At 66.0% G+C, this 17,857-nt stretch carries 15 protein-coding genes; 3 read left to right on the top strand and 12 right to left on the bottom strand.

All coding sequences use genetic code 11. From position 1 onward, the window contains the following. Positions 1 to 12 precede the first annotated feature (12 nt). From murG to CH286_RS19900, 12 genes are all read right to left on the bottom strand, one after another. The gene (murG, locus tag CH286_RS19955) at positions 13 to 1,155 is read right to left on the bottom strand and encodes an undecaprenyldiphospho-muramoylpentapeptide beta-N-acetylglucosaminyltransferase (protein ID WP_176458298.1); all 1,143 of its coding nucleotides are present in this window, start codon (positions 1,153 to 1,155) and stop codon (positions 13 to 15) included. Beyond that, entirely contained in the window at positions 1,152 to 2,768 is a 1,617-nt protein-coding gene (gene ftsW / locus CH286_RS19950; protein WP_032403951.1) for a putative lipid II flippase FtsW, read from the bottom strand. The genes murG and ftsW overlap by 4 nt, the downstream gene beginning before the upstream one ends. Next, positions 2,765 to 4,225, bottom strand: a complete 1,461-nt coding sequence (murD, locus tag CH286_RS19945) for a UDP-N-acetylmuramoyl-L-alanine--D-glutamate ligase (protein ID WP_094610182.1) — start codon at positions 4,223 to 4,225, stop codon at positions 2,765 to 2,767. Before murD ends, ftsW begins: the two co-directional genes overlap by 4 nt. Before the next feature lie 3 nt (positions 4,226 to 4,228). Next, positions 4,229 to 5,314, bottom strand: coding sequence for a phospho-N-acetylmuramoyl-pentapeptide-transferase (gene mraY, locus CH286_RS19940; protein ID WP_032379042.1), 1,086 nt, complete (start codon positions 5,312 to 5,314; stop codon positions 4,229 to 4,231). After that, the gene (locus CH286_RS19935; protein ID WP_037150848.1) at positions 5,311 to 6,816 is read right to left on the bottom strand and encodes a UDP-N-acetylmuramoyl-tripeptide--D-alanyl-D-alanine ligase; all 1,506 of its coding nucleotides are present in this window, start codon (positions 6,814 to 6,816) and stop codon (positions 5,311 to 5,313) included. The genes mraY and CH286_RS19935 overlap by 4 nt, the downstream gene beginning before the upstream one ends. After that, on the bottom strand, positions 6,813 to 8,414 hold the full coding sequence (locus tag CH286_RS19930; protein WP_094610181.1) for a UDP-N-acetylmuramoyl-L-alanyl-D-glutamate--2,6-diaminopimelate ligase: 1,602 nt from the start codon (positions 8,412 to 8,414) through the stop codon (positions 6,813 to 6,815). The genes CH286_RS19935 and CH286_RS19930 overlap by 4 nt, the downstream gene beginning before the upstream one ends. Positions 8,415 to 8,573: 159 nt before the next feature. Continuing rightward, positions 8,574 to 10,430, bottom strand: coding sequence for a peptidoglycan D,D-transpeptidase FtsI family protein (locus CH286_RS19925; RefSeq protein WP_094610180.1), 1,857 nt, complete (start codon positions 10,428 to 10,430; stop codon positions 8,574 to 8,576). Then, the gene (locus CH286_RS19920; RefSeq protein ID WP_441347129.1) at positions 10,427 to 11,233 is read right to left on the bottom strand and encodes a hypothetical protein; all 807 of its coding nucleotides are present in this window, start codon (positions 11,231 to 11,233) and stop codon (positions 10,427 to 10,429) included. Before CH286_RS19920 ends, CH286_RS19925 begins: the two co-directional genes overlap by 4 nt. Further along, complete coding sequence (gene rsmH / locus CH286_RS19915; protein ID WP_037150852.1) at positions 11,230 to 12,261, bottom strand: 16S rRNA (cytosine(1402)-N(4))-methyltransferase RsmH; 1,032 nt, start codon at positions 12,259 to 12,261, stop codon at positions 11,230 to 11,232. The genes CH286_RS19920 and rsmH overlap by 4 nt, the downstream gene beginning before the upstream one ends. A 220-nt stretch (positions 12,262 to 12,481) precedes the next feature. Beyond that, the gene (mraZ, locus tag CH286_RS19910; protein WP_027497352.1) at positions 12,482 to 12,913 is read right to left on the bottom strand and encodes a division/cell wall cluster transcriptional repressor MraZ; all 432 of its coding nucleotides are present in this window, start codon (positions 12,911 to 12,913) and stop codon (positions 12,482 to 12,484) included. A 516-nt stretch (positions 12,914 to 13,429) separates the two neighbouring features. Further along, positions 13,430 to 13,867, bottom strand: a complete 438-nt coding sequence (locus CH286_RS19905; RefSeq protein ID WP_032379047.1) for a DUF3040 domain-containing protein — start codon at positions 13,865 to 13,867, stop codon at positions 13,430 to 13,432. A gap of 227 nt (positions 13,868 to 14,094) precedes the next feature. Continuing rightward, entirely contained in the window at positions 14,095 to 14,550 is a 456-nt protein-coding gene (locus CH286_RS19900) for an SAV_6107 family HEPN domain-containing protein (protein ID WP_094610179.1), read from the bottom strand. Positions 14,551 to 14,746: 196 nt separating this feature from the next. On the opposite strand from CH286_RS19900, the gene CH286_RS19895 reads away from it, so the two are divergent. Genes CH286_RS19895 through CH286_RS19885 form a run of 3 tightly spaced genes read left to right on the top strand, consistent with a single transcriptional unit; the run spans position 14,747 to position 17,831 of the window. Further along, a complete protein-coding gene (locus CH286_RS19895) occupies positions 14,747 to 15,364 on the top strand; it encodes a GNAT family N-acetyltransferase (protein ID WP_032403944.1) in 618 nt (205 codons plus the stop codon). A gap of 5 nt (positions 15,365 to 15,369) precedes the next feature. Beyond that, positions 15,370 to 16,977 carry a phytoene desaturase family protein gene (locus tag CH286_RS19890; RefSeq protein ID WP_094610178.1) on the top strand — a complete coding sequence of 536 codons (1,608 nt, stop codon included), beginning with the start codon at positions 15,370 to 15,372 and terminating at the stop codon, positions 16,975 to 16,977. After that, positions 16,974 to 17,831 carry a carotenoid biosynthesis protein gene (locus tag CH286_RS19885; RefSeq protein ID WP_094610177.1) on the top strand — a complete coding sequence of 286 codons (858 nt, stop codon included), beginning with the start codon at positions 16,974 to 16,976 and terminating at the stop codon, positions 17,829 to 17,831. The genes CH286_RS19890 and CH286_RS19885 overlap by 4 nt, the downstream gene beginning before the upstream one ends. Positions 17,832 to 17,857: the final 26 nt, after the last annotated feature.

Genomic DNA, 17,857 nt, shown 5'->3' with positions numbered 1-17,857 from the left:
ACACCGCCCGGATCAGCGTCTCGCCGCGTACGCAGTATCGAGCACGATCTGCGCTACGGCCGTTGCTGCTCCTTTGTGCCCGGCACCGGCCGCGGCCCGAGACATAGCAGCAATCTTTTCCGGGTCGTTCAGCAGCGCGACCACCGTGTCGGTCACGTACTGCTCGGTCAGTGTCGCATCGGACACCAGGATGCCACCTCCGGCGTCGACGACCGGACGGGCGTTGAGCTCCTGCTCGCCGTTTCCGTGTGGCAGGGGTACGTACACCGCGGGCAGACCGGTCGCGGACACCTCGGCGACCGTCATGGCACCGGAACGACAGATGGCCAGGTCCGCGGCCGCGTACGCCAGATCCATCCGGTCGATGTATGGCAACGCGACGTACGGAGCGTTCGGGTTGCGCTGCTCGACGTCCAGCGAGTTCTTCGGTCCGTGCGCGTGCAGAACCGAAATGCCCGCCTCGGCGAGCGCAGTCGAGGCACCGGAGACTGCGTCGTTGAGTGATCGGGCTCCCTGCGAACCACCGAACACCAGCAGCACCGGGCCGTGCTCGGGCAGACCGAAGTGTTCCCGGGCCTGTGCGCGCACCGCCACGCGGTCGAGTTCGGTGATGGTGGGGCGCACGGGAATTCCGATCACTTCCGCGTCGGCTGCGCCGCGCGCCGCGATACCCGATCCTGCAACGGCCGCGAGCACCCGTCGAGCGGACCGAGCCCCGACCTTGTTGGCGATGCCTGCCCTGGCATTGGCTTCGTGAATGACGACGGGAAGTCGGCCACCGCGACCGAGCAGCCGTCCACGCGCGGCGAGATAGGCGGGCAACGCGACGTAACCACCGAATCCGACGAGCACGTCGGCCTCGACGGCCGCGAATATCTCCCTGGTTCGACGTACCGACCGCACGACGCGGACCGGCAGCTTCAACAGGTCGACGGTGGGCTTACGCGGCAGGGGCACCGGCGGGATCAGTTCGAGGGCGTACCCACGGGCCGGAACGAGCGTCGTCTCCAGGCCGCGGCTGCTGCCGAGAGCGGTGACGGTGACGGTGGGGTCGAGGACGCGGAGGGCGTCGGCCACGGCGAGCGCCGGCTCGATGTGCCCGGCGGTTCCGCCTCCGGCGACCACGACTGAGATCGGTCGAGAGGTCTGCTTCACCGTCGATATCCTCGCTCACCCGAACGAACGGGTGGGCGACCGGGTTGTGGTTCCGGACGCGGACGGTACGAAGTCTGAGGTTCGGGACGGGGCCGGGGGGACGTCCGGGATCCTGCGGGGTACCCGGCCGACGGCTCACGACGCTGCGGTTCGGTGCGGCGAGCCCGGCCACGGAGCGAATCGCCGCGTCGGTCGGTCGCTGCGTGCGACATCGTGTCGGCCCGAGAACTCGATACCCGGGTACGACCTGGCTCGGGTGCCCGCGCTCCTCGTCCGTCTTTGCCCCTGCGGGCCTCGAGACGCTTGCGGTCCTGAGCGGCCAGGGTGGGGCGAGTGGACTTCGAGCGAGCCATCGCGGCCCGTTGGGGCGAGAACACCGCGGGCAACGGAAGCTTGAGGGCACGAGCGATCCGGCCCTCCTGCCCGGCGTGCAAGGCCGCGATCGCTTCCGGCTCGTGGCGGGCAGCGCTGGCGATGATGCCGAACATCAACAGGGTGATCGCCGTCGACGTACCGCCGTACGACACGAGTGGCAGCTGCAGACCGGTCACCGGTAGCAGACCAACGACATAGCTGATGTTGATCATGGCCTGACCGAACACCCAGCAGGTGGCACCGGCCGTCAACAGGCGCAGGAAGGGATCGACCGAACGCATGGCGATGCGCAGGCCCGTGTAGACGAACAGGCCGAACAGGCCGATGACCGCAAGGCAGCCGATCGTGCCGAGTTCTTCACCGATGATGGCGAAGATGAAGTCGTTGTGCGCGTTGGGAAGATAGCTCCACTTCGCACGACTCTGCCCCAACCCGCGGCCGAACAAACCGCCGTCGGCCAGCGAGTATTTCGCCTGGGTCGACTGATAGGACAATCCCGAGGTGTCTTCTCCCGGGTTGAGCCAGGCCTTCACGCGGTTGGAGCGGTAGCCGGCGGTGAACGCGAGCACAGTCGCCAGCGCCAGACCCGTCATCAGCACCGCACCGAACAAACGGGCGTTGAGGCCGGCGAACCACAGCAGCGCCACCAGGATGATGCCGAGGGCGATGGCCGTACTCAGGTTCGGCTGCAACACCACCAGCAGACACATCAGCAGACCAGCAGGCAGCAGCGGCACCAGCAACGACTTGATGTTGCCGTGTTCGCTGCGACGCGAAGCCAACAGGTGCGCACCCCACAGCACCAGCGCCACCTTGGCCAGCTCGGACGGCTGGAACGAGACGACGCCGAAGTCGAACCATCGCCGCGCACCCTGACGCTCGGCACCGATTCCCGGAATCAGCACGAGCATCAACATCGTGATCGAGACCAGGAACAGCGGAAAAGACAGCTTCCTGAGGTACCGAACCGGGAGTCGGAGAGCGACGTAGAACGCGACGACTCCCAGTGCCACGCCGATCAACTGCTGAGTGAACAGCGCGTATCCGGACTCGTCGGCCGCGAAGGACTCGGCGGACGACGCCGACAGAACCATCACCAGGCCCAGCACCGTCAGCAGTACGGCGATCGTGACGATGAGGTGGAACGACGCCAACGGACGGCCGAACCACAGGCCGATTCGAGTGCGGGGCGGCGAGGTGCGGCGAGGAGAGCGCGGCGGCCGAGCAGCGGTGGTCACGAGCGCAGCGATCCGATATCGGTGGCATCGAGGCGCTGGACCGACTCGGCGAAGCTGCGGCCGCGGTGGCCGTAGTCGACGAACATGTCCAGTGATGCAGCCGCGGGAGCCAGCAGGACGGTGTCCCCCGGCGCAGCGCGTCCGGCCGCATGGGCGACAACCGCCCGCATCACCGCATCAGCATCTTCAGCACCATGAGTCACACCAGCATCGTCTCCCGAAGGGAGCCTGACGACCGGAACATCGGGCGCGTGTCGCGCCAAAGCCTGTGCGATCTGCATCCCATCGCGGCCGAGCACCACCGCAGCAACGAGTCGATCGGCGATCTCCACGACCAGATCGTCGATCACGGCACCCTTGAGCAACCCGCCCGCGATCCACACGACGCGCTCGTGCGCCAGGATCGACGAACGCGCGGCATGAGGATTCGTCGCCTTCGAATCGTCGATGAACGTCACTCCGCCGAGCTCGCGCACCACCGCCGCGCGATGCGGTCCCACCCGATAGCTCTGCAGACCGGTACGAACCGCGTCTGCCTGCACCCCTATCGAGCGAGCCAGCGCGGCGGCCGCCAGCGCGTCGAGAATGCCGGAGGGTCCACTCGGCTCGACGTCCTCGGCTGCGAGGAGTTCGACGTTCTCACCGAAGGCGTTGTCCACGAGTACGCCGGACCGCACTCCCAGCTCGCCCGAGGCGGGTTCGCCCAACCGGAAACCGACGACGTCGACCGCAGGCGAGCCCGCGGCCAGACTCGCCGCTCGCGCATCGTCGAGCCCGACGACAGCGACATCACCGGACAGCGCTCGAGCCTTGGCGTGGACATATCCGTCCATGCCGCCGTGCCAATCGAGGTGATCCTCGGCGATGTTGAGCACCACCCCGGCCGCCGGATGCACCGACGGAGCCCAGAACAACTGGAACGACGACAGTTCGACGGCGAGAACACTCGGATGTGGGGTGCGACGCAACGCGTCGGCGATGGGGAGTCCGATGTTTCCGCAGGCCACCGACTCGATGGCGGCCGCCTCCAGAATCGACGCCAGCATCGAGGTGGTGGTCGTCTTCCCGTTGGTTCCGGTGACCACCAGCCAGCGAGTTCTGGGGCCGTACAGCTCGGCGCGGTCCACGTGCCAGGACAACTCGACATCGCCCCACACCGGAATGCCCAGTTCTGCGGCAGCGGCCAACACCGGAGAATCGGGACGGAAGCCGGGACTGGTGACGACGAGCGAAAACGCTGCCAGCGCTGCAGGATTGCCGAGCAGGTCGTCCTGCAGCACCACCGCGGCACCGATGCTCGACGCCCCGTCGAGCGCACCGCGATCGGAGTCGGTGACGGTGACGACGGCCCCGAGATCAACCAATGGGCGCACCACGGCGAGGCCTGACACGCGGGCACCGGTCACCAGCACCGACTTACCGCGCAACCACGTCAGGTCGGTCGAAGATTCGTTCATGCCCTATCCGCCGACGGCAGCGAGGTACTCGCTGTAAAACAGGGCGAGTCCGACGGCCGACGCGATGGCGGCCAGCAACCAGAACCGGATGATCACCGTCGTCTCGGCCCATCCCGCCAACTCGAAGTGATGATGGAACGGGGCCATGCGGAACACGCGTCGGCGACTGGAGCGGAACACCGCGACCTGAATGACGACCGATGCAGCCTCGGCGACGAACAGCGCACCGATGACGACCATGATCAGTTCGGTCTTGGTGACCACCGACAGACCTGCGATCAGGCCGCCGAGGGCGAGAGATCCGGTGTCACCCATGAAGATCTTGGCCGGGGCCGCGTTCCACCACAGGAAACCGATGCATGCGCCCGCTGCGGAGGCGCAGACCAGAGCCAGGTCGAGTGGGTCTCGAACGTCGTAGCATCCGGGGGCAGGCCCGGCGGGGCCTGCGCAGGCTTGCCGATACTGCCAGAACGTGATGACGGTGTAGGCACCGAGCACCAGCGTCATCGACCCGGCGGCAAGGCCGTCGAGGCCGTCGGTGAGGTTGACCGAATTGGACCACGCGATCACCAGTAGGCAGACGAAGAACACGAACACGACAGCCGACATCGACCAGGTGGCGATGTCTCGGACGTAGGAAAGTTGAGTACTGCCGGGAGTGAGACCACTGTCGCTGCGGAACTGCAGTACCAGAATCGCGAACAGCACGGCCGCCGTTATCTGACCGACGTACTTCCCGGTGGCGTTCAGGCCCAGGTTGCGTTGCTTGCGGATCTTGATGAAGTCGTCGAGGAAACCGACGAGCCCGAGCACCGTCGTCAGTCCGAGGACCAGCAGAGCAGAGGCCGACGGACCGTCGGCGTCGTACCCGATCCCGATCAGGTGGGACCCCCAGTAACCGGCCCAGATTCCGACCAGAATCGCCACGCCGCCCATCGTGGGCGTACCACGCTTGGACTGGTGACTCGCCGGACCTTCCACTCGAATCTCTTGACCGAAGCCCTGTTTCGAGAAGGTCTTGATCAGTATCGGGGTCAGCAGAATTGCGACGGCGAGCGCGATACCACCGGCGAACAGGATCTGCCTCACTGCTCGCCCTCCGTGACGGCGTTCGACTCGGCCAGGACGGCGTCGGCAACTGTCCACATGGCCCCGGACTGTGACGCCTTCACCAGAACGATGTCGCCGGGACGCACCTCGTCGAGGAGCACCGCGATCGCCGACTCGCGGTCGGGTACGAGCATCGACTCCTCGCCCCACGAACCTTCCATGACCGCACCTTGATGCAGCGCCCGAGTGGGACGCCCCGAGTCGACGATGATCAACCGATCGACATCGAGTCGTACGGCCAGCCTGCCGATCGCGTCGTGCTCGACCACCGAGTCGGCACCCAGTTCGCCCATCTCTCCGAGAACCGCCCAGCTGCGACGCTTGGGCCCGTCGTCACGGCGCGACATCGACACCAGGGCCTTGAGTGCGGCGCGCATCGAATCGGGATTGGCGTTGTAGGAATCGTTGACGACCGTGACCCCGTCGGCACGAGTACGCACGTCCATCCTCCTGATGGACGTCGGAGCAGCGGTCGACAATGCGTCGGCCACCTGCGCCAACGTTGCTCCGCATTCGAGCGCGACGGCCGCTGCCGCGAGCGCGTTGCCGACCTGATGCTCACCGTGCACCGCGAGGGTGATCGCTACCGTGCCCGACGCGCATTCGAGCGTGAACGACGCGCGAGCGTCGGTATCGACCTGCACGTCGACCGCCCTGACGTCCGCATCGGCACTGCGCCCTACCGTCACGACGGATGCCGTTGTGCGCGTTGCCATCTCGGCAACCAGACGATCGTCGATGTTGAGAATCGCCACTCCCCCGTCGGCGGCACTGGGCAGCGCTTCGACGAGTTCGCCCTTCGCCAACGCGATGGCGGCACGCGACCCGAACTCGCCCAGGTGCGCTGTCCCCACGTTGAGCACCACCCCGATCCGCGGAGGCGCGAGCTCGGCGAGTTCGGCGATGTGGCCGATTCCCCTGGCCGACAACTCGAGACACAGGAAGTCGGTATCGGCGTCGGCCCGCAGAGCCGTCCACGGGTGGCCGAGTTCGTTGTTGAACGATCCGGGAGGGGCCACCACCGAGCCGAGCGGTTCGAGAACCGCGGAGATCAGATCCTTGGTGGAGGTCTTTCCCGACGATCCCGTCACGCCGACGACGGTCAGGCCGTGCTCGGCGGTCAACTCGAGCACCGAGGCCCGGGCCAGAGCTCCGAGTGCGGTCAACACGGCCGAACCGGAACCGTCAGGGTCGTTCTCGAGCGCCATCGCACGACTGTCGTGCGGGACCGGACGGACGACCACGGCCGGTACGCCCACCGGACGCGCGGCCAGCACCAGTGCCGCACCTGCGGCAACCGCGTCGGCGGCGTGGTCGTGCCCGTCCACCTTGGCTCCGGGGAGGGCGAGGAAGATACTGCCGGGGGTCACCTTGCGGGAATCGAACTCCACCGGCCCTGGCACCACGACCGTCGGATCCGACACGTCGTGCAGTGTGCCTCCGACGATCTCGGCGATACGGCCCGTCGTCAGCGGAATCACCGTGCGCCCGCGCTCGTGCCGACCAACCGCGCGTCGATAGCCGAGGCGAGTACCACTCTGTCGTCGAACGGGTGTTTCACCCCTGCGATCTCCTGGCCTGTCTCGTGTCCTTTTCCTGCGATCAACACAACGTCCCCTTCGCGCGCCCACACCACGGCCTGTTCGATCGCCGCCGCGCGGCCTGCCACATTTCTCACTTCACCACGAACATCGTCCGGCACCGACAGCGCTCCGTCTTCCACGGCCCGCCGAATGGCGGCCGGGTCCTCGCTGCGCGGGTTGTCGTCGGTCACCACGAGGAGATCGGCCCCCCGCGCCCCGGCTGCACCCATCAGCGGGCGCTTGGCGGTGTCGCGGTCTCCACCCGCCCCGAGCACCACCGCAATCCGGCCACGGGAGGATTCACGCAACGTCGCCAGCACGGCCTCGACGGCCGCGGGCTTGTGCGCGTAGTCCACCACGGCCAGGAAGTTCTGACCTCGATCGATGCGCTGTACACGTCCCGGCACATCGACCGTCGCGAGCCCAGCCGCCGCTGTCGGCGCGTCCACACCGGCCGCCGCGCAGGTCGCCAGCGCAAGCACGGCATTGGCCACGTTGTAGCGGCCCGGCAGTCGGACCGAGACCGGCAGCGACAGACCGTTCGGATCCGCGACGACGAACGACTGCGTGCCGTCGTGGTGCTTGGCCCAGTCCGACACCATCCATTGCGAATCGTCACCGGTCGATGCGGTCACCACCGTCGAACCGGCAGCGCGAGCGATGTCGGCCATCCGCACACCCCACGCATCGTCGACACAGACGACCGCGGTGTCGGCGCGGACAGCAGAGTCGGCCGCGAACAGCCGACTCTTGGCCAGAAAGTAATCCTCTAGCGAATCATGGAAATCGAGATGGTCCTGAGAAAGATTGGTGAACGCTCCGACCGCGAAGCGGGTTCCGTCGACGCGGCCGAGAGACAACGCGTGCGAGGACACTTCCATCACCACCGTGTCGACGCCCTCCTCCACCATCACCGCGAAGAGCGCGTGCAACTGCGGTGCCTCGGGCGTGGTGAGGGCGCTCGGTACGTACCGACCTGCGACGCGTGTCTCGATGGTGCCGATCAACCCGCACCGACGACCGGCAGCCGTCAGGCCTGCTTCGACCAGATACGACGTCGTCGTCTTTCCCGATGTACCGGTGATCCCGACGACGGTCATCTTCGACGAGGGATTGCCGTAGATCAGCGCGGATACCGCACCCAACACCTGACGCGGAGAATCGTGCACGAGCACCGGAACCTGTCGGTCGACGCCGGCGAGGGCGCGCACCACGATGTCGAGTCCGGCGGGGTCGGTGAGAACCGCCACGGCACCGCGACCGACCGCGTCCGCTGCGAATTCGGCTCCGTGGCGAGACGAACCGGGCAGCGCGGCGAAGAGATCGCCGGACAGGACGGACTGTGCTCGCAGATCGATGCCGGTCACACGCACGCCTGCGGGGTCTCCGGCACCGATCGTGGCTCCGGCCGCGGTCGCCACCTCGGAGACCTCGGTGTGCGGTGGATGCGCCGGACGTGAACCCGGAGCCGGTTGTGAATCCGCTGAGACAGTCACTCCTGCTCCCTTCCTCTCTACTGCAGGGCGCGCGCCTGCCCCGGCTCGATCACGCCGCGGCGGCGGCCGAACGAACGCGCCCGAACCGATGTGTCAGATTACCGGCGACCGGGATCGCGATGTTGCCGCCCCGACTCGAAGAACCGGCGGGTTCGGAACTCAGTCTGCCTGCAGAACCAGCTTGGGTCCGGGGTCTGCCGACATGGGCACACTGTCCCGTTGCAGCATCCAGCTGGCGATGTTGTGGAACAGAGGGGCTGCCGACTGACCGCCCGAGCCGTCGGCGCTGCGTGTCGGGGCGTCGAGCATGATGCCGATCACGTAGCGAGGATCGTCGGCGGGTGCGATACCCGCGAACGTGATCCAGTAGTTCGAGTTGGAGTAGCACTTGCATTCCGGATCGACCTGCTGCGCCGTACCGGTCTTGCCACTGATCTGGTAGCCCTCGACGCCTGCGGCCACACCAGTCCCGCGCTGGTTACCCGTGTCGTCCTGGGTGACGGAACGGAACATGTTGCGAACCGTCTTCGCGGTATCGGGGCTGACGACGTACACCCCGTCCGGCCGCTGGGTCTCGGTCCGCTGGCCGTTCGCGTCCACCGTCGCCTCGACGATGCGTGGGGGGATGCGCACGCCGTCGTTGGCGATCGCCTGGTACATCCCGGTCATCTGCAGCAGCGTCATCGACAGGCCCTGACCGATGGGAAGGTTGGCGAACGTACCGCCCGACCATTGATCCCGACTTGGCACGCTTCCGGAGCTCTCGTTGGGCAGACCGACATCACTGCGCTGGCCCAGGCCGAACCTGCTGAGCATGTCGGCGTATCGGTCCTCGCCGACGCGTTGCGCCAGCATCAGCGTGCCGACGTTGGAGGACTTACCGAACACGCCGGTCGTGGTGTACGGCGCGACACCGTGGTCCCACGCATCCTTGACCGACACACCGGACATGAAGATGCTGCCCGGAACCTGCAACACCTCGTCCGGGGTGGTGAGTCCGTATTCGATGGCCGCAGCCGCCGTGATGATCTTGTTCACCGAACCCGGCTCGAACGGGGTGGTGACGGGGAGATTGCCCATCTCCTTGGTGCGCTCGTTGTTACCGACACCGATCCCGGCATTGAAGGTGTTGTCGTTCGACATCGCCAGCACTTCACCGGTGCGTGAATCCTGCACGTAGGCAGACGCATTCTTGGCTCCGGACAGGTCCTTCGCCAACTGCACCTGCTGCTGCACGTAGTACTGAAGGTCTGCGTCGATGGTCAGTTCGACGCTGGAACCGTTGACTGCAGGCTGCTTGTCACGCCAGCTGCCGGGAATGACAGCACCGTCGGACCCACGGTCGTAGGTCTGCGAACCGTCGGTTCCGGCCAAAGTCGCGTCGAGCGAATCCTCCAGGCCGAGCAGACCGTGTCCGTCCCAACCGGTGGCACCGACGATGTTGGCGGCCAGAGATCCGCCGGGATACTCCCGAATGTCCTGACGCTCCAGCCCTACCTGCTTGAAATCCGCACTGATCTTCGACGCCACGGTGGCATCCACACCCCGTGCCAGGTAGGTGAATTCGTCGTTGCTCTTCAGTTTCGCGAGCAGATCCTTCTCGCTGATCACGTCACCGAGATCGTTGTGAATGCGCGCGGCAATGTCCTCGAGGTACTGCTCGGTCTCCGGCGCAGTGGGATCCTTCGCCCTGGCCTCGTCGAGTTCCCTACGAACCCGAACCGGCTGAAACGTCAGCGCTTTCGCCTCCATCGTGAAGGCGATCGGATTTCCGTTGCGATCGAGGATCGACCCGCGCATCGCGGGATCGACAAGGGTGGTGGTGCGCTGCGACGCCGACTCGGCCGACAGTCTGGGACCGTCGAAGCCCTGAATCCACAGCAACTGCGCTGCCGCGACGGCCAGCGCCACGTACATCAGAACTCTGCCGGTGCCGTGACGGAACCGAAAAGTGGACGAGTCGAGACGCTTTCGGCTCGGTGGCCGTCGACCCGGAGCAGGCGTAGGCCTGGTCACTGCCCGTCACCCGTGGCTTCTTGTGTGGCCGGAGCCGCAGGGGTAGCGGCGGACGGGGCTTCGGTCGACGGTGTCTCGAGCGAGGGGATGCTCATGGGAATGAATTGTTCAGGAAGAGCAACGTTTCCAGCGCCATTGCTTGCGCTCGGCGTGGCGGCACGAGTATCGACCGTTCCCGAGGTCCGGTTGGGCTGCGACGCGCTGCGCGGCGTCTGTTGCTGCGACTGTGATCCCGACGTGGGGACGGTGCCCTCGCCTGCAGCGGCGGGAGCGACCGGATCGAGCGGAGCAACCGGCGCACCGTCGGCCGGAGCCGGGGTACCGACGACCTGTACGCCGCCGTCGGGGGCGACGATCAGGCGCGCAGGATTCTTGGCCGGAACCATTCCGAGCCCGGCGGCTTTGCGTGCCAATTCGGGAGCCGACTCCGCCAACTCGACATCGCGCTGCAATGCTGCTCGCTGCTGAGCAAGCTCGGTGTTGACGGCCTTGGCGGCGCTGAGGTCGTAGGAGTCGCCGGCAGACCGCGTGGTGAGCAACAACGTCAAGCCGAGCCCGAGGGCGAGCAAGCCGATGATCAAGGCAACGAACGGAATTCGCGCAGCGATGGCACCTCCGTCGATCGACCGACGAGAGCCGGAACCACGAGCGGAGTCCGACGTGTGAATCGAGGCGCGCTGCTGCCTGCGCTCGTACGCACGAAGCGCGGCGCCCGATCGTCCACCGCCCTTACCCGTACGTTCAGGGCGCGTCGCGGGAACCCGATTGCGTTGTGTTCCAACGGTTGTGCCTGGAACCGTCATTCCGCTCTCCTTGCAATCCGTTCGGCGGCGCGCAATCTCACCGGAGCCGAGCGTGGGTTGACGTCGATTTCTGCATCCGAGGCACGCTCGGCACCTCTGGTCAGGAGCCGAAACTCCGGACCCATTCCGGGAAGCTCGACCGGCAGCCCCTCGGGGCTACGGGACTTGATCCGAGGGGCCAACTCCTGCTTGACTACTCGGTCTTCGAGCGACTGATACGACATGAAGACCACCCGGCCACCCACAGCCAAGGCCTCGAGCCCGGCAGGCACCGCAGACTTCAACGAGTCCAGCTCGCCGTTGACCTCGATACGCAGGGCCTGAAAGGTGCGCTTGGCCGGGTGCCCACCGGTTCGCCGCGTTGCGGCCGGGATTGCGGCGTAGAGCAACTCGACCAACGGACCACTCGTGGTGAACGGCGTGTGCTCACGTCGTCGCAGAACAGCGGAGGCGATCTTGCCGGCGAACCGCTCCTCGCCGTAGGTACTGAGCACCCGCGCGATGTCACCGTGCGAGTAGGTGTTGAGCACGTCGGCAGCAGTGATGCCCACCGTCGGATTCATCCGCATGTCCAGTGGCGCATCGACGGAATAGGCGAACCCGCGATCGGACTCGTCCAGCTGCATCGACGACACTCCGAGATCGAACAGAATGGCGTGCACGGAATCGAGTGCCGGCAGACCGGCTTCGTCGAGTGCCTCGGCGATACCGTCGTACGTTGTGTGTACCAACGTGATTCGATCGGCGAACGGAGCCAACCGAGATCCGGCGAGTCGGAGTGCATCGGGATCGCGATCGAGTCCGATGAGGTGCAGATGTGGATAGGTTCGGAGGAAGTGTTCGGCATGACCGCCGAGTCCCAGGGTCGCGTCGATCATGACGCGGGTGCCGTCCGCGGAATCGAGTGCGGGGCCGAGCAATTCGTCGGCGCGGCCGAGTCGAACCGGTACGTGCAACGGACCTGCGGATCGACGATCGGGTCGGTCGGTGGACGATGCGCTCTCGTCCTGCCCGTCGCCCTCCGTCATGGTTCCTCCCGGTCGTGCGTACGTACGTCTCGCCCGGGTCCGGGCCGTGCGGGTTGCCCACGGACGCCGGTGCGAATGCTTCGAGGTCCCTGTCCGATAGGGAACCTGGCGTTGGGGAAGAACGTCAGGGTCCTGATCTGCGAAACCTGGCGTTGGGGAAGAACGTCAGGGTTCTGATCGGGCAGAGGCCTCGCTGCACTCGCAGGCGACCCGGGGCGGGCTACAAGATTCCTCCGAGGGATTCGTCGAATGCGTCGGAGAAGTCCTGCTCGTTTTCAGCGGAGTAACGGGCCCATGCTTCGTCGTTCCAGATTTCGATGAAGTCCATCGAACCGATCACGACGCAGTTACGTTCGAGTCCCGCGTAACGACGGTGCTCTGGGCTGATGGTGATGCGTCCCTGTCCGTCCGGCCGCTGCTCGTCGGTTCCCGAAAAGAACTGACGAACGTAGGCGCGGGCTTTCGGGTTGGCACGAGACGCTGCCGTCAGCTTCCGAGAACGCTCCGCGAAGTCTGCCGCGGTGTAGACCGCGAGGCTGAAATCCTGCCCCTTGCTCACCATGACACCTCCTGCAAGCGCGTCCCGAAATTTGGCCGGCAACGTCAGTCGACCCTTGTCGTCGAGCTTCGGCGTGTAGGTACCGAGAAACACTCGCCACCTCCAGCCTCGACTCTCCGCTGCGGACCACTTTACCCCACTCTCCCCCACTTCGAACCATTCGCAGCGTGAAAACTTTGGGCAAATTCACATATCCGCAGCTCAGCGACAGCATGACTGCTGAAATTGCCGGTCAGCACCCGACCATGGAAAGTAGCCACGAACCGACGGCGGGCACCCAGACCCCTCCGATCCAGCGGTACGACCAGGCATTTCACGCCACCGGCGGCCGTGAAGCATCGCTTCGATGCACCAAGTGGGGCTCAGGTGGGGAAAAGTGGGGACTTTTGCTGATCGTGGGGCGAAGTGGGGAGGCGGCTAGACATGCGCCGGCTACGACCATCCCCACCGGGCCTCCGACGCCGGTCGGCAGAGGCGGCCGCGGAACGTGGTCCGATAGCGGCGGAAACGACAACAGCACCCCACCCGAAGGTGAGGTGCTGCTGTGCGTGACGCGTGAAGTTGTGGGAGCGAACCGATATCGGGCGGGTTGTTCGGAACCCGGACGACTCAGTCCTGCTCGAACCTCTTACGGAACCGATCTTCCATGCGAGAGGTGAAGCTGCCGCCTTTGCGGCCACCCTTCGACTTCTGTCCGGAACCACGACCGGAGGCTTCGGCAGCACTGTTGGTTGTGCCACCTTCGTCCGGCGTCGCTGCGGCTCCCTTCTTGGAGCCACCGAACAGGAACAGTGCCCCGGCACCGAACATGAACAAAAAGCCGATGAGACTGACGACGAGAAAAGCCAAGCTGTTCGTCGACAAAGCAACACCGGCGACGAGCAACACGAGTCCCACGACGAACAGCGCGGCAGCCTGAAAGCGCCTCCTGCTCGACGCCGCGCGAACGCGACCGCCTCTCACATGAGACGCGAACTTGGGATCCTCGGCGTAGAGAGCGCTCTCGATCTGATCGAGCATGCGCTGCTCGTGCTCGGAGAGTGGCACGGTACCTCCCCCTGCACTGATATTGAAGGTCGTTTCTGTTGCGAAACGACGGGAAGCTGACCTTGGCGGCTACCTAGTGACGATGATACGAGCTGAATCCGCTGCTTACCACCTACTCGCACGATGTGTTCCTGAGAAACGCCGAAGTTTTCGAGACGGGCGTCCCGGAAACTACGGCCGAACACCGCGTGACGTGGCAGTTCACACCCGTCGACCAGCTCGGTGAGCTACGCCGACAACGGTGTGGCCATCGGATCGACGGAGGCGAACCGTGACTGACCGCCGAGTCGATCGTCGACCGAGTTCAAGAAACGACTCACGTGCCGATAGAAATCGTCGGCATCGAGATCGGCAATCGTGCTCGACGCGCCCGCTTCGACCGCGGCGCGGGTGGCCGAGAACGATGCGAAGTACTCCGACCAGACTGCGAGTTCGGGTGCTGCCTTCGCCATCAGCACCCACGCGTTGCGCGAGCGCGGGCGCGCACCGATCGAGTTCGGCAACGACGCCAGTACTGCCGCCGCCCCTTTGAGCGCCGCGGCGTAGCTTCCGAGAAACCGATCACCCGCATCGCTCTCCCCGATGGACTCGGACAACAGAGCATCGGCCCGACCGAGCAGAACCCGGGCCTGACGCGGCACCGGCGACCGCACGCCGACATCGAATGCCTTCGTGATCGTCATACTCGAACACCTCCAGTTCGAATCTCCGGTGCGTACCTGACGCGCCCGGAACCGTGACGAAGCCTTACAGTCGAACTCCGGAGTATTCGACCCCTGATTCGAGTCGAAGCCACCGGCGCACTCGGCCCCGATCATCGAACACCCGTTCGACGCTTTTCAATATAGCTGTGCCCACCGACAAGTTTCCGAAGAAAGGTTGAGGACAGTCGTCACCGATGCGCGGACAACGCCGTACCTGGTCGATCTGACGCCCCCGGAATTCCGCCTGCGGCTGCTCGAAGCACTGTCGATCTACGTCGAAGCCATGGGTTACCCACGCGGAACCGAGCAGAGCCGGGCACCGATGTGGAGCGAACATCTGCATCGTCCGGGCTGGCGAGCGGTCGGAGCGCTGCTCCCGAACTCCGACCCGAACCAGCCCGATTCACTGGTCGCAGTTGCCTACGGCTACCACGGTGCACCCCATCAGTGGTGGCATCAACAGGTTCGTGACGGGTTGCGCCGCTCGGGGCACCCTCCGCACAGCGTCGAGAACGCGTTGGGGAACTACTTCGAGCTGACCGAGCTCCACGTCCTCCCGAGCGCTCAGGGATATGGCCTCGGCGGGCAACTGTGCCGTCGGTTGCTCGACGGTGTGAGCGCGGACAACGTGATGTTGTCCACACCCGAGGTGGCGCGAGAGGACAATCGAGCCTGGCGGCTCTATCGGCGGCTGGGCTTTGCGGACGTGCTGCGGGACTTCAGGTTCGCGGGCGATCGACGGCCCTTCGCCGTCCTGGGTCGCCGGTTGCCGCTGGACGGGCCAGTAGCCTGAAAGATGTGATCGACGCTGTGGTGGTGGGCTCCGGCCACAATGCCCTGACCTCCGCCTGCTACCTGACCGATGCCGGGTGGTCTGTCGAGGTTCTCGAACGCGACACCGTTGCCGGTGGCGCAGTATCCACCGTGGAGCGCTTTCCCGGACATCGAGTGGATCGCGGTTCGTCGGCACACATCATGATTCGCCACACCGGCATCGTCGAGGAGCTCGACCTCGCAGAGTTCGGCCTGCGCTACATCGACTGCGATCCCTGGGCGTTCGCACCGGGAGCCGTCGACACCGACGAGCGCGCCCTCGTCTTCCATCGAGACCTCGATCGCACCTGCGACTCCATCGCCGCCGCGTGCGGGGCCGCGGACGCCAACGCCTACCGCACGTTCGTCTCGGTCTGGGGTCCCCGTAGTGAACGAACCATGCGCGCGTTCGGCGGGCCGCCGACCGGGGCGAAGCTGCTCCGCTCCTTCTGGGGTCTCGGGGCTCCGGACGGGGGCAGCATGCTCTCCCGCGAATTTCTCGCCACCGGTGATTCGTTGCTGGACGAGATGTTCTCGAGCGAACGCCTCAAGGCCGCACTGGCATGGTTCGGTGCTCAGTCGGGTCCGCCCATGTCCGAGCCGGGTACCGCACCGATGGTCGGTTTCGCCGCTCTCATGCACACCCTTCCGCCCGGCCGCGCCGTCGGTGGCAGTGGTGCGCTGACCGAGGCGATGATCACCCGCCTGCACCGGGACGGGGCCGAACTCACTCTCGGCGACGCCGTGACCTCGCTCGTACGCCGGCCGCACGGCTGGACCACCAGAACCGCGTCGGGTCGAGAGATCGACAGCCGTGTCGTCGTTGCCGGTTGTCATATCCTGACCACGCTCGACCTGCTCGCCGACGGTGGGCACGACGCGACGCAGATCGCTCGGTGGCGCAGCACGATTCGGGTGGGTCCGGGACTCGGTACTGCGGTCCGGTTGGCCACCGACGCCCTTCCGGTGTATCCCAGTGCCGACCGAATCGAGGACGGCACCCACGGCCTTGCGCTGCTGGTGCGCGATCGCAGCCAGCTGCGCCTGGCGCACGGCCATGCACTCGCCGGTGATCTGCCGCCGACTCCGGCCGTGCTGGGAATGTCGTTCAGTGCCATCGACCCCACCATCGCGCCGCCAGGACAGCATCAGATCTCGCTGTGGTCGCAGTGGCATCCGCACACTCTCGCCGACGGCAGAAAATGGCGTTCGAACGTTCCGGGCGAACGCTCGTTGGCCGAGTTCGAGGCGGACCGGATCGTGGCCGAAATGGATCGGTACGCACCCGGGTTCGCCGGTGCAGTGCTGGATCGACACGTCCAGTCTCCGCTCGACATCGAACGTGAGCTCGGGCTGATCGGAGGCAACATCATGCACCTGGACATGTCACTCGACCAGATGATGATGTGGCGGCCGCACCCACAACTGGCGGGTCATCGAGTCCCGGGGGCGGACGGGCTGTATCTCACCGGCGCATCCACCCACCCCGGTGGCGGGGTCACCGCAGCCAGTGGTCGGTCGGCAGCACGAATCGCGATTGCCGACGCCCGCGCCGGACGCCGTCGCGAGTTCTTCCGGAGGAGGCGAGTATGAGGATCGCACCGATCGTCGTGGCGGCCGCTGCTGTCGGCTGCCAGATCGTCTACCCACTGGTGTCGGGCACGACCCGAGACGCGGTGACGGTTGCTGTGGTCGCCTTGCTGGCACTCGCGTCGATCCTGCACGCCGTGCTGCACCGAGGAGCGGTGTGGGCCACCGTTCTGGTCCTCGTGACGGCAGGCACCGGTTTCGCATCCGAACTGGTGGGCACCGCCACCGGCATCCCTTTCGGCGAATACTTCTACGCACAGAATCGCTTGGGTCCCAGTCTGTTCGAGGTGCCCGTGGTGGTCCCGCTGGCCTGGACGGCCGGTTTCTACCCGATCTGGTGCGCGGTGACCTACGTCGTTCGCCGTCTCGGCACGACACAGGTCCGCGCCGCCGGCCTCCGGATCGCGGCGGTAGCGGTGGGCATGGTCGGCTGGGACCTCTATCTCGATCCGCAGATGGTCACCGACGGCCAATGGACGTGGACGGCCGGTGCCGTCGGCCTGCCAGGGGTACCGTCCATCCCGCTGACCAACTACCTCGGCTGGCTCGTGGTGGCCACGCTGATGGCGGCGGTAGTGGAGTCGCTCGACCGTGCCATCGGAGGCTTTCGCCCGTCCGACACCCGGCTGGAACCGTTCGACGATGCGGTACCGATCGGGCTGTTCCTGTGGACGTGGCTGGGGTCGGCGCTCGCGCATGCCGTATTCCTCGACGGTCCGGAACTTCGATTCTCGGCGGTGTACGGGTTCCTGGTGATGGGCGCGGTCGGCGTACCGCTGGTGTGGATCGGTGGCCGCGAGCGTCGCCCACGATCACGCGCAGCAGTCTCCGGTCTCGGTACCGACACGCCTCGCTGACAACCCCTGCCGACTGACATCGGCTC

Source organism: Rhodococcus sp. WWJCD1, assembly GCF_002258735.1.
Lineage (GTDB): Bacteria > Actinomycetota > Actinomycetes > Mycobacteriales > Mycobacteriaceae > Rhodococcoides.
The sequence above is the reverse complement of the archived record's forward strand: the minus strand, read 5'-3'. Positions and strand labels throughout refer to the sequence as shown.

Excerpts from the sequence above, each read along its gene's own strand:
- rsmH (WP_037150852.1), bottom strand. The coding sequence starts at position 12,261 with ATGACGGAGGGCGACGGGCAGGACGAGAGCGCATCGTCCACCGACCGA.
- CH286_RS19920 (WP_441347129.1), bottom strand. The coding sequence starts at position 11,233 with ATGACGGTTCCAGGCACAACCGTTGGAACACAACGCAATCGGGTTCCC.
- CH286_RS19885 (WP_094610177.1), top strand. The coding sequence starts at position 16,974 with ATGAGGATCGCACCGATCGTCGTGGCGGCCGCTGCTGTCGGCTGCCAG.
- murD (WP_094610182.1), bottom strand. The coding sequence starts at position 4,225 with ATGAACGAATCTTCGACCGACCTGACGTGGTTGCGCGGTAAGTCGGTG.
- CH286_RS19900 (WP_094610179.1), bottom strand. The coding sequence starts at position 14,550 with ATGACGATCACGAAGGCATTCGATGTCGGCGTGCGGTCGCCGGTGCCG.